This is a genomic window from Pseudomonas sp. SDO55104_S430, from assembly GCF_054070595.1.
The window spans coordinates 1-13,924 of sequence record NZ_JBSVXG010000155.1; the positions used below are offsets into that span (position 1 = coordinate 1).

General features: G+C 64.8%; 2 protein-coding genes. One reads left to right on the forward strand and one right to left on the reverse strand.

Annotated features, from left to right (window positions below; all coding sequences use genetic code 11):
- Positions 1 to 48: 48 nt before the first annotated feature.
- The gene (locus ACW9JE_RS22110; protein WP_224537999.1) at positions 49 to 576 is read right to left on the reverse strand and encodes an RNA polymerase factor sigma-70; all 528 of its coding nucleotides are present in this window, start codon (positions 574 to 576) and stop codon (positions 49 to 51) included.
- 289 nt (positions 577 to 865) lie between these two features.
- Between ACW9JE_RS22110 and ACW9JE_RS22115 the strand changes: the two genes are divergently transcribed.
- Positions 866 to 13,855, forward strand: coding sequence for a non-ribosomal peptide synthetase (locus ACW9JE_RS22115; RefSeq protein WP_457433943.1), 12,990 nt, complete (start codon positions 866 to 868; stop codon positions 13,853 to 13,855).
- The last annotated feature ends 69 nt before the right edge of the window (positions 13,856 to 13,924 follow it).

Here is a 13,924-nt window from a genome sequence, read left to right on the forward strand (position 1 = left end):
CACAGGTTTTACGGTGCCCTGTAGGAGCGAGGCTTGCCCGCGAAGCTCTTAACGGCGGCTATTGGACACCTTGCGGCAATGCACCAACGCATCACGAATCATGAAGTTCACCAGGGTCGGCGAGACGCCCAGTTCCTTGGCGATGTCCTTCTGCGGCACGCCGTGCAGGCGGTACATCTCGAAGGCGTAGCGGGTTCGGCTCGGCAGCTCCCCGAGGGCGTCGGCGATGTTTTCCAGGGTGGAAAAGTTGATGTGCGAGGTTTCCGGTGAAGCGCCCTGAATCACCACGTTCAGACCTTCCTCCTCAGGCCCGGAATATTTCAGTTCCAGCGCCTGCTTGCGGTAGTGATCGATCGCCAGGTTGCGCACGATCTGGAACAGATAGCTGAGCTGCGCCTTGAACGACGAGGTGATCTGCGGCGCCGATTGCAGTCGGAAAAACGCGTCCTGCACCACATCTTCGGCACGGGAGCGACAGCCGGTAATGCGCGCTGCGATCTTCACCAGAATCAGTCGATTGTCGACGAAGGTCTGAATGAGCGGCGAATCGCACCTGGTGGACACTTCTTCCGTCATGGAAAGCTCTGTCATCGAAATCACCCTGCCAAATTGGTTAGGCGGACGGCCTATAGGCCGGGCCGTCCGTCACATCGAGCGACAAATTAGGATGAATGATAATGATTGTCAATTGAGAAAGAGAACTAATGCTCCTTAAGAGTGCAAAGTGAGAACAGCGACACGCGAACGCTCTCGCGTGCCGTCCCCCGCCCGATTGGCGTTCAGGCCGGTCGACTAATTATTTGCAGATGCCATCCGTTCTCATTGGTGAAATTTACTTGCAAGCCGAATCCAGGCAGGAAACCTCATGACCGACGCGTTCGAACTCCCCAGCACACTGGTCCAAGCCCTCCAGCGCCGTGCGGCCCTGACGCCGGATCGTGTGGCCCTGCGTTTTCTCGCCGAAACCCCGGACCAGGCTGTGGTGCTCAGTTATCGCGAACTGGACCGGCGTGCGCGGACCATCGCCGGCGCCTTGCAGGCCCAGGCAGGTTTTGGCGATCGCGCGGTGTTGCTGTTTCCCAGCGGCCCGGATTACGTCGCGGCGTTTTTCGGTTGCCTGTATGCCGGCGTGATCGCCGTGCCGGCTTATCCACCTGAATCGGCCAAGCGTCATCACCAGGAGCGCCTGCTGTCGATCATCAGCGACGCCGAGCCGCGCCTGCTGCTGACCAGCGCCGACCTGCAAGCGGCCCTGTCGCAGATCGAAGGCGCGCCGTCGCTGCTGTGCGTCGATACCCTCGACAGCGCGCTGGCCGACCGCTGGGTCGCGCCCGATCTGCAGGACCATGACATTGCCTTCCTGCAATACACCTCTGGTTCCACCGCGTTGCCCAAGGGCGTGCAAGTCAGCCACGGCAACCTGGTGGCCAACGAACAGCTGATCCGTCACGGCTTCGGCATCGACCTCAACCCCGACGACGTGATCGTCAGCTGGCTGCCGCTGTACCACGACATGGGTCTGATCGGCGGCCTGTTGCAGCCGATTTTCAGTGGCGTGCCCTGTGTGCTGATGTCGCCGGCGTACTTCCTCGGCCGGCCATTGCGCTGGCTGGAAGCGATCAGCGAATACGGCGGCACCATCAGCGGCGGGCCGGATTTCGCCTATCGCCTGTGCAGCGAAAGGGTCAGCGAGTCGGCGCTGGAACGGCTCGACCTGAGCGGCTGGCGCGTGGCCTATTCCGGCTCCGAGCCGATTCGCCTCGACACCCTGGAGCGCTTCGCCGAGAAGTTCGCCGCCTGCGGTTTCACTGAGCAGAGCTTCATGGCGTCCTACGGTCTGGCCGAGGCCACGCTGTTCGTCGCCGGTACGCCACGCGGTCAGGGCATCGGCAACCTGCGCGTCGACGATCAGGCCCTGGCGCAGAACCGCGCCGAAGCAGGCGAGGGCAGCGCGATCATGAGCTGCGGGATCAGCCAGCCGGAACATGCCGTGCTGATCATCGACCCGGCCTCGCTCAACGAAGTGGCGGACAACACCGTCGGCGAGGTCTGGGCCAGCGGCCCGAGCATCGCCCTCGGTTACTGGCGCAACCCCGAAGCCTCGGCCAAGACTTTCGTTCAGCACGCCGGCAAGACCTGGCTGCGCACCGGCGATCTGGGCTTCATGCGCGACGGCGAGCTGTTCATCACCGGCCGCCTGAAAGACATGCTGATCGTGCGTGGGCACAACCTTTATCCACAGGACATCGAGCAGACCGTCGAGCGCGAAGTGGAAGTGGTGCGCAAGGGCCGCGTCGCCGCGTTCGCGGTCAATCAGGATGGCGAGGAAGGCATCGGCATCGCTGCGGAAATCAGCCGCAGCGTGCAGAAAGTCCTGCCGCCCGAAGCGCTGATCAAGGCTATCCGTCAGGCGGTGGCCGAGGCTTATCAACAGGCGCCGAGCGTGGTGGTGCTGCTCAATCCGGGCGCGTTGCCCAAGACTTCCAGCGGCAAACTGCAACGCTCGGCGTGCCGCCTGCGTCTGGCCGATGGCAGCCTCGACAGCTATGCGCTGTTCCCTTCGGCCAGCGATGAAGTGGCCGGCCAAAGCGCCTCAGCCTCGGAGTTGCAAAGCCTGATCGCCCAGGTCTGGTGCGAGCAGTTGCAGGTCAGGCAGGTGGATGCCGACGACCACTTCTTCCTGCTCGGCGGCAACTCGATTGCCGCCACCCAGGTGGTGGCGCGCCTGCGCGAAATCCTGGGCCTGGAGCTGAACCTGCGCCTGCTGTTCGAAGCGCCGACCCTGGCCGCATTCGCCGAAGCCGTGGCCGGTCAGCAACAGGACGGCGGCAGTCCGCAAGGCGAAATCGTCGCTCTGTCGCGCAGCGAAGCGATGCCGCAATCCCTGGCACAGAACCGCCTGTGGATCACCTGGCAACTCGACCCGCACAGCAGCGCCTACAACATTCCCGGCGCCCTGCGCCTGCGCGGCGAGCTGGACGAGGACGCCCTGCGCGCCAGCTTCCAGCAGCTGATCGAACGCCACGAATCCCTGCGCACACGCTTCTTCGAACGTGACGGCGTGGCGCTGCAACAGGTGTTGACGGCCGGCGAATTCAACCTGCAATCGATCGACATCAGCGACTTGCCGGCAGCCGAACGCGAAGCCCGCGCGCAACAGATCCGCGAGGACGAAGCCCGCACCCAGTTCGATCTGGAGAAAGGCCCACTGCTGTGGGTAACGCTGGTGCGTCTCGATGACGAAGACCATCAACTACTGGTGACCATGCACCACATCATCGCCGACGGCTGGTCGATGAACGTGCTGATCGACGAATTCTCCCGGCTGTACGCGGCGGCTACCCAAGGCCAGCAGGCGACGCTCGCGCCTCTGCCCACCCAGTACGCCGACTACGGCAGCTGGCAGCGTCAATGGCTGGCGCAAGGAGAGGGCGAGCGGCAGCTGGCCTACTGGAAAGATCGCCTGGGGGATGAGCTTCCAACGCTCGACCTGGCCACCGATCACCCGCGTTCGGCACAACAGCAACGCAGCGCCGCGCGCCATACCCTGCGTTTGCCTGCAGGTCTGAGCGATGCCGTTCGCCAGACCGCCCAAGCCCATGAATCGACCTCGTTCATGCTGCTACTCGCGACATTCCAGACCCTGTTGCATCGCTACAGCGGTCAGCGTGATATCCGCATCGGCGTCCCCAACGCCAACCGCCCGCGCCTGGAAATCCAGGGCCTGATCGGCTTCTTCATCAACACTCAGGTGCTGCGTGCCGAACTGGATTCGCGCTTGCCGTTCGACCAGTTGCTGGCGCAAACCCGCGAGGCGGCGCTGGGGGCCCAATCCCATCAGGACCTGCCTTTCGAACAACTGCTCGAAGCCTTCCCGCAGGCCCGCGAACAGGGCCTGTTCCAGGTGATGTTCAACCACCAGCAGCGCGACCTCGGCGCCTTGAAGCGCCTGCCGGGTTTGCTGGCCGAAGAGCTGCCGTGGCACAGCCGCGAAGCCAAGTTCGACCTGCAATTGCACAGCGAAGAAGATCGCAACGGCCGGCTGACGCTGTCCTTCGACTACGCCGATGAGCTGTTCGACGCGGCGACCATCGAGCGTCTCGCCGCGCATTTCAGTCGCTTGCTGCAAGCCGTCTGCGAACAACCGGAAACTGCCCTTGGCGACCTGCCGTTGCTGTCCTTGAGTGAACACGATCAGCAAAAAAACTGGAGCGTTGCGCCCTGCGAACCGGCGCAGCAATGGCTGCCGGAACGGCTCAACGAACAGGCCCGCCAGACCCCGGAACGCACCACGCTGGTCTGGGACGGCGGCAGCCTGAGCTTTGCCGAATTGCACACCCGGGCCAATCGCCTGGCCCATTACCTGCGCGACAAAGGCGTCGGCCCGGACGTGTGCGTGGCCATCGCCTGCGAGCGTTCGCCGCAACTGCTGATCGGTTTGCTGGCGATCATCAAGGCCGGCGGCGCCTACGTGCCGCTGGACCCGGATTACCCGGCCGAGCGCCTGGCCTATATGCTCAAGGACAGCGGCGTCGAATTGCTGCTGACCCAGACCGGATTGCTCGAGCGGCTGCCGGCCACGGACGGCGTCAGCGTGATCGCCATGGACACCCTGCACCTGGACAACTGGCCGTGCCAGGCACCGGGCCTGCATCTGCACGGCGATAACCTGGCCTATGTGATTTACACCTCCGGTTCCACCGGCCAGCCCAAGGGCGTCGGCAATACCCACGCCGCGCTGGCCGAGCGCCTGCAATGGATGCAGAACACCTATGGCCTGGACGACAGCGACGTGCTGATGCAGAAGGCGCCGATCAGCTTCGACGTGTCGGTGTGGGAGTGCTTCTGGCCGCTGATCACCGGCGCGCGGCTGCTGATTGCCGGACCGGGTGAGCACCGCGACCCTCATCGCATCGCGCAGCTGGTGCTGGAACATGGCGTGACCACGCTGCACTTCGTGCCGGCGCTGCTCTCGCTGTTCATCGACGAACCCCAAAGCGCCGAATGCACCAGCCTGCGTCGGCTGTTCTCCGGTGGCGAAGCCTTGCCGGCGGAACTGCGTAATCGGGTGCTGACGCAACTGCCGGCGGTGCAGCTGCACAACCGTTATGGCCCGACCGAGACCGCGATCAACGTCACCCACTGGCACTGCTCCAGCGCCGATGGCGAACGCTCGCCGATTGGCCGGCCGCTGGGCAACGTGGTTTGCCGGGTGCTCGACAGTGAGCTCAATCCGCTGCCGGCCGGCGTGCCCGGCGAACTGTGCATCAGCGGCCTGGGCCTGGCCCGGGGTTACCTCGGCCGCCCGGCGCTGACCGCCGAGCGCTTCGTGGTCGATCCCTTGGGCGAGCAGGGCGCGCGGCTGTACCGCACCGGCGACCGTGCACGCTGGAGCGCCGATGGCGTGGTCGAATACCTCGGTCGCCTCGATCAGCAGGTCAAGCTGCGCGGCTTCCGCGTCGAACCGGAGGAAATCGAAGCGCGCCTGCTGGCCCAGGACGGCGTGGCGCAAGCCGTGGTGCTGGTGCGGGAAACCGCGGCCGGCGCACAGTTGATCGGCTACTACACCGTGACCGATGCCGGTGAAACCGAAGACGCACAAACCGCGCGCCTGAAAACCGCGTTGGCCAGCGAACTGCCGGAGTACATGGTCCCGGCGCAGCTGATGCGTCTGGAGCAGATGCCCCTGAGCCCCAGCGGCAAACTCGACCGTCGCGCTCTGCCGGAACCGCAGTGGCAGGTTCGCGAACACGTCGAGCCGGTGACCGAACTGGAACAGCAGATCGCCGGCATCTGGCGTGAAGTGCTGGGCCTGACGCAGATCGGCCTCCGCGATGATTTCTTCGCCCTCGGCGGCCATTCGCTCCTGGCCACGCAAATCATTTCCCGCACCCGTCAGGCCTGCGACGTCGAGCTGCCTTTGCGTGCCTTGTTCGAGAACAGTGAACTGGGCGCCTTCGCCGAACAGATCCGCCTGATCCAGGCCAGCGGCCAGACCAACAAACAGCCGCCGATTGCCGCCGTCGACCGTAGCCAGCCGGTGCCGCTGTCCTATTCCCAGCAACGCATGTGGTTCCTCTGGCAGATGGAGCCGGACAGCCCGGCCTATAACGTCGGCGGCATGGCCCGCCTGCGTGGGGATTTGAATGTCAGCTGCTTCGACGCCGCATTGCAGGCGCTGATCCTGCGTCACGAAACCCTGCGCACCACCTTCCCGAGCGTCGACGGCGTGGCCCGCCAGCAGGTGCATGCCGAGACCGGCCTGGGCCTGCAATGGATGGACTTCTCGAACCTGGCCGCCGAGCAACGCGAGCGACGGGTGCAGCAACTGGCGGACGAGCAGGCACACCTGCCATTCGATCTGGAAACCGGTCCGCTGCTGCGCGCCTGCCTGGTCAAGACCGCCGGGCAGGAGCACTACTTCGTGCTGACCCTGCACCACATCGTCACCGAAGGCTGGGCGATGGACATTTTTGCCCGGGAACTCAGCGCGCTGTATGAAGCGTTCGTCGACGGCCGCGAGTCGCCGCTGGCGCCGCTGCCGGTGCAGTACCTGGACTACAGCGTCTGGCAGCGCCAGTGGCTGGAGTCCGGCGAGCGTCAGCGCCAGCTCGATTACTGGACCGCACAACTGGGCCGCGAACATCCGTTGCTGGAATTGCCCGGCGACCGTCCGCGTCCACCGGTGCAGAGCCATCAGGGCGAGTTGTTCCGCTTCGACCTGAGTGACGACCTCGCGGCGCGGGTTCGTGCGTTCAACGCGCAACAGGGCCTGACCCTGTTCATGACCATGACCGCCGCCCTGGCCGTGCTGCTTTACCGCTACAGCGGCCAGACCGACCTGCGCATCGGCGCCCCGGTGGCCAACCGCATCCGTCCGGAAAGCGAAGGGTTGATCGGCGCGTTCCTCAATACCCAGGTGCTGCGTTGCCAGCTCGATGGGCAGATGTCGGTGGGCGAGCTGTTCGAGCAGGTGCGTCATACCGTGATCGAAGGCCAGTCCCATCAGGACCTGCCGTTCGATCATCTGGTGGAGGCTTTGCAGCCCCCGCGCAGCGCCGCCTACAACCCGCTGTTCCAGGTGATGTGCAACGTGCAGCGCTGGGAATTCCAGCAGAGCCGCACCCTGGCCGACATGACCGTCGAGTACCTGGTCAACGATGCCCGGGCGACCAAGTTCGACCTCAATCTTGAAGTCACCGACCTCGACCATCGCCTGGGTTGCTGCCTGACCTACAGCACCGACCTGTTCGACGAGCCGCGCATCGCCCGCATGGCCGGGCACTGGCGCAATCTGCTGGAAGCGCTGATCGCCGATCCGCAGCAGCGCCTGAGTGAGTTGCCATTGCTTGCGGCCTGCGAGCAGCAGCAATTGCTCGACAGCCTCGGCGTCGAGCCGGGCGAGCATCGCCTCGACCAGTGCATCCATCAGCTGTTCGCCGAGCAGGCGCTGGTGCGCAAGGACGCGCCGGCCCTGACTTTCGCCGGTCAGACCCTGAGCTACGCCGAACTCGACAGCCGCGCCAATCGCCTGGCCTGGGTGCTGCGCGAGCGTGGTGTCGGGCCGCAGGTTCGCGTCGGCCTGGCGCTGGAGCGTTCGCTGGAGATGGTCATCGGCCTGTTGGCGATCCTCAAGGCCGGCGGCGCCTACGTGCCGCTGGACCCGGAATATCCCCTCGACCGTCTGCATTACATGATCGAGGACAGCGGCATCGGCCTGCTGCTCAGCGACCGGGCGATGTTCGCCGCACTGGGCGAGCTGCCGGCCAGTGTCGGTCGCTGGTGCCTGGAAGACGACAGCCCGGCGCTGATGAATTACCCGACCGGCGTGCTGCCTTTCATCAGCCTCCCGCAGCATCAGGCGTACCTGATATACACCTCAGGTTCCACCGGCAAGCCCAAGGGCGTGGTGGTGTCCCACGGTGAAATCGCCATGCACTGCCGCGCGGTGATCGAGCGCTTCGGCATGCGTGTGGACGATTGCGAGCTGCACTTCTATTCGATCAACTTCGACGCCGCCACCGAGCGCCTGCTGGTGCCGCTGCTCAGCGGCGGGCAGGTGGTGTTGCGAGCGCAGGGGCAGTGGGATGCCGAGGAAATCTGCGGGCTGATCCGCCGTCACGGCGTCAACATTATCGGCTGCACCCCCAGCTATGGCAGCCAGCTGGCGCAATGGCTGGCGACCCGCAATGAAACCCTGCCGGTGCGGATGATCATCACCGGCGGCGAGGCGCTGACCGGCGAGCATCTGCAGCGAATCCGCGCGGCGTTCAAGCCGAGCCTGTTCTTCAACGCCTATGGCCCGACCGAAACCGTGGTCATGCCGCTGGCCAGCCTCGCTCCGCAAGTATTGGAAGAGGGCGCCGGCAGCGTGCCGATCGGCAGCGTGATCGGTGATCGCGTGGCCTACATTCTCGATGCCGATCTGGCGTTGGTGCCGCAGGGCGCGACCGGCGAGTTGTTCATCGGCGGCGCGGGCCTGGCCCAGGGTTATCACCAGCGTCCGGGGCTGAGCGCCGAGCGCTTTGTCGCCGACCCGTTCGCCACCAACGGCGGGCGTCTGTACCGCACCGGTGACCTGGTGCGCCAGCGCGCCGATGGCCTGGTGGAGTACCTGGGACGGATCGACCATCAGGTGAAGATTCGTGGTTTCCGCATCGAACTGGGGGAAATCGAAAACCGTCTGCTGGAACATGAGGCGGTCCGCGAAGCGGTGGTGCTGGCCCTCGATACCCCGAGCGGCAAGCAGCTGGCGGGCTATCTGGTCTGTGACGGCGACGGGTCGGATACGGCGGCGTTGCGCGAAACCCTCAAGGCGCATCTCAAATCACAACTGCCGGATTACATGGTGCCCGCGCACCTGATCCTACTTGAGAGCATGCCGCTGACCGCCAACGGCAAACTCGACCGTCGTGCACTGCCGGCGCCGGACCCGGAATTGAACCGTCAGCAATACGTTGCGCCGAGCAACGCGCTGGAAATCACCCTGGCGCAGATCTGGTGCGAAGTGCTGAACGTCGAACAGGTCGGTCTTAACGACAACTTCTTCGAACTCGGTGGCGACTCGATCCTGTCGATCCAGGTGGTCAGCCGTGCGCGGCAACAGGGCATCCACTTCAGCCCGCGGGACCTGTTCCAGCACCAGACCGTGCAGACCCTCGCCGCCGTGGCCAGTCGCACCGAGCAGGTTACCGCCGAGCAGGGGCTGCTCAGCGGCGAGTCGCGCCTGACGCCGATCCAGCATTGGTTCTTCGACACCGACATCCCGCAGCGCCAGCACTGGAACCAGGCATTGCTGTTGCAGCCGACCGTCGTGCTCGAACCTCATTGCCTTGAGGCGGCGCTGCTTGCAGTGATCGAACAGCACGATGCCTTGCGCCTGCGCTTCAATGAGGTGTCCGGCCAATGGCAGGCAGAACATCAGGCGCTGAGCGATGCGCCGGCGTTGCTGCAAGTGCGGGTGTCCTCCATGGACAAATGCGCTGCGCTGTTCGCCGATGCCCAGCGCAGTCTTGATCTTGCACAAGGTCCTCTGATGCGGGTGCTGCTGGTGGATGGGCCTGAAGGTCAACAACGGCTGTTCATTGCCATTCACCACCTGGTGGTGGACGGGGTGTCCTGGCGCGTACTGCTGGATGATCTGCAAAGCGTGTATCGCCAGCTCGAGGCGCAGCAGTCGGTCAACCTGCCGGCGAAGACAAGCGCGTTCCGCGATTGGGCGGCACGCTTGCAGGCCTATGCCGGCAGCGAGTCCCTGCGTGAAGAGCTGAGCTGGTGGCAGAGCCAATTGGCTGGGCCAAATGCCCAGTTGCCTTGCGATCACCCTGAGGGCGGCCGGCAGAATCGTCATGCGCAAACCGTCAGCGTGCGCCTGGACAGCGAACGCACCCGGCAATTGCTGCAACAGGCGCCGAGCGCCTATCGCACCCAGGTCAACGACCTGTTGCTCACCGCATTGGCCCGGGTTTTGTGCCGCTGGAGTGGTCATGAGTCGGCGCTGATTCAACTGGAGGGCCATGGCCGCGAGGCGCTGTTCGACGAGATCGACCTGACCCGCACTGTCGGCTGGTTCACCAGTGCCTACCCGCTGCGCCTGACCCCGCACGACATCGAAGAAGCGGCCGGGCAGGGCGCCTCGATCAAGGCGATCAAGGAGCAGTTGCGCGCGGTGCCGCACAAGGGGCTGGGGTATGGTGTGCTGCGCTATCTGGCCGACGAATCCTGCCGTCGCGGCATCGAGGCGTTGCCGCTGGCGCCGGTCACCTTCAACTACCTGGGCCAGTTCGACCAGAGCTTCGGTGCCGATGCGCTGTTCCTGCCGCTGGAGGAAAACATTGGCGCGGCCCACGATCCGCGGGCGCCGTTGCCCAACGAGTTGAGCGTCGACGGTCAGGTCTACGGCGGTGAGTTGGTGCTGCGCTGGACCTTCAGCGCCGAGCGTCACGAGCGGCAGACCATCAGCGATCTGGCCGATGCCTATATCGGCGAGCTGCGAAGCCTGATCGCCCATTGCCTGCGCGACGAGGCCGGTGGCCTGACGCCGTCGGACTTCCCGCTGGCGAAACTGAGCCAGGCGCAACTCGATGCGCTGCCGGTGCCGGCCGCCGCCATCGAGGACGTCTACCCGCTGACCCCGATGCAGGAAGGCATGTTGCTGCACACCTTGCTCGAACCGGGCACCGGCCTTTACTACATGCAGGACCGCTATCGCATCAACAGCGAGCTCGATCCGCAGCGTTTCGCCCAGGCCTGGCAGGCGGTGATCGCCCGTCACGAAGCCTTGCGCGCATCGTTCTGCTGGAACGTCGGCGAAGACATGCTGCAGGTTATCCACAAGCCGGGCAGCACGCCGATCGAGTACCTGGACTGGAGCGACGTTGCCGAAGCCGAGCAGGAACCGAAACTGCAGCATCTGCTCAAGACCGAGCGCGAGGCCGGCTTCGATCTGCTCAACCAGGCGCCGTTCCACCTGCGCCTGATCCGGGTCGGCGCGGCGCGTTACTGGTTCATGATGAGCAACCACCACATCCTCATCGATGCCTGGTGCCGTTCGCTGCTGATGAACGATTTCTTCGAGATCTACATGGCCCTGGGCGAAGGCCGCGATGCGCAACTGGCCGTGCCGCCGCGTTATCGCGACTACATCGGCTGGCTGCAACGCCAGAGCCTGGCCGAAGCACGGCAGTGGTGGAAAACCAACCTGCAGGGCTTTGAGCGGACCACGCCGATTCCGAGCGACCGGCCGTTCCTGCGTGAGCATGCCGGCGACAGCGGCGGCATGATCGTCGGCGACCGCTACACCCGGCTCGATGCTCGTGACGGGGTGCGTCTGCGCGAACTGGCCCAGGCCCATCAACTGACCATCAACACCTTTGCCCAGGCGGCGTGGGCCCTGGTGCTGCGACGCCTGAGCGGCGACCGCGACGTGCTGTTCGGCGTCACGGTGGCGGGGCGTCCGGTGGACATGCCGCACATGCAGCGTACCGTCGGCCTGTTCATCAACAGCATCGCGCTGCGGGTGAAGATGCCCGAGGACGATCAGCGTTGCAGCGTGCGCCAGTGGCTGACGCAACTACTCGACAGCAACATGCAGCTGCGCGAGTACGAATACCTGCCGCTGGTGAACATTCAGGAACAGAGCGAGCTGCCCAAGGGCCAGCCGCTGTTCGACAGCCTGTTCGTGTTCGAGAACGCCCCGGTGGAAGTCTCGGTGCTGGACCGCGCGCAAAGCCTGAATGCGACTTCGGATTCCGGTCGCACCCACACCAACTTCCCGTTGACGGCGGTGTGCTATCCGGGGGATGACCTGGGGCTGCACCTGTCCTACGACCAGCGTTATTTCGACGAGGTTACGGTCGAGCGCATGTTGGGTGAGTTCAAGCGCTTGCTGCTGGCGCTGGTCGAGGGCTTCCATGGCGACATGCTCGATCTGCCATTGCTGGGTGAGGAAGAGCAGGAATTTTTGATTCATGGCTGCAACCAGAGCGAGCACGATTACCCGCTGGAGCAGAGCTACGTCGCGCTGTTCGAGGCGCAGGTCGCCGCGCATCCGCAGCGGATCGCCGCCAGCTGTCTGGATCAGCAGCTCAGTTATGAGGCGCTGAACCAGCGTAGCAATCGCCTGGGGCATGCCTTGATCGCTGCGGGTGTCAGGCTCGATCAGCCGGTGGCGCTGCTGGCGGAGCGCAACCTCGATCTGCTGGGCATGATCATCGGCAGCTTCAAGGCCGGGGCGGGTTATCTGCCGCTGGATCCGGGGCTGCCGAGTCAGCGCCTGAGCCGCATCATCGACCTGAGCCGCACGCCGCTGCTGGTCTGCACCCAGGCCAGTCGCGAACAGGCGCTGGCGCTGCTCGGGGAATGCGGTTGCGCCAATCGCCCTCGCTTGCTGGTGTGGGAAGAGGTGCAGGCCAGCGACGTGTCGGTCGCCGATCCGGGGATCTACAGCGGTCCGGACAATCTGGCCTACGTGATCTACACCTCCGGCTCCACCGGTTTGCCGAAAGGGGTGATGGTCGAGCAGCGCGGCATGCTCAACAACCAGTTGAGCAAGGTGCCGTATCTGGACCTGAGCGAGGCTGACGTGATCGCCCAGACTGCCTCGCAAAGCTTCGACATTTCCGTGTGGCAGTTCCTCGCCGCGCCGTTGTTCGGTGCGCGGGTGGACATCGTGCCGAACAGCATCGCCCACGATCCGCAGGGGCTGCTGGCCCATGTGCAGACCCAGGGCATCACCGTGCTGGAAAGCGTGCCGTCGCTGATCCAGGGCATGCTCGCCCAGGAACGCATGAGCCTCGATGGCCTGCGCTGGATGCTGCCGACGGGTGAAGCGATGCCGCCGGAACTGGCGCACCAGTGGCTGCTGCGTTATCCACAGATCGGGCTGGTGAATGCCTACGGTCCGGCGGAATGCTCCGACGATGTGGCGTTCTTCCGGGTCGACATGGCGTCCACCCGTGGCAGCTATCTGCCGATCGGCACGCCGACCGACAACAACCGCTTGTACCTGCTCGACGGCGCGCTGGAGTTGGTGCCGCTGGGGGCGGTGGGCGAGTTGTGCGTGGCCGGCACCGGGGTTGGGCGTGGTTATGTCAGCGACCCGCTGCGCACCGCCCAGGTGTTTGTGCCGAACCCGTTCGGGGCGCCGGGGGATCGCCTGTATCGCACCGGCGACCTGGCTCGCCGTCGCAGTGACGGCGTGCTGGAATACGTGGGGCGGATCGACCATCAGGTGAAGATTCGCGGCTATCGCATCGAATTGGGGGAAATCGAGGCGCGGTTGCATGAGCAGGCGGAAGTCCGCGATGCGGCGGTGGGGGTGCAGGAAGGCGTCAACGGCAAGCATCTGGTGGGGTATCTGGTGGCGGCGGATTCGGCGCTGGCACCGGCCGAACGCCTGGACCGCATCAAGCAGCGCCTGCGCGCCGAACTGCCGGAATACATGGTGCCGCTGCACTGGCTGTGGCTCGACAGACTGCCGCTCAACGCCAACGGCAAACTGGACCGCAAGGCCTTGCCGGCGCTGGAAATCGGCCAGTTGCAATCGGCGGACTATGTCGCGCCGCGCAATGAGCTGGAGCAGACCCTGGCGGACATCTGGGCCGAGGTGCTGAAGGTCGAGCAGGTCGGCATCCGCGACAACTTCTTCGAACTGGGCGGGCACTCGCTACTCGCCACCCAGATCGCCTCCCGGGTCCAGAAAACCCTGCAAAGGGACGTGCCGCTGCGGGCGATGTTCGAGTGCAGCACGGTGGAGGAACTGGCGGGGTACATCGATGGACTGGCGGCCAGTGATATCACCGAGGAGAAGGTGGATCGGTTGAATGACCTGATGGCGGAACTGGAGGGGCTTTGACCGGCGAATAAACACTGTGGGAGCGAGCCTGCTCGCGATGGCGGAGTGTCAGTCAGCATCAATGCTGAA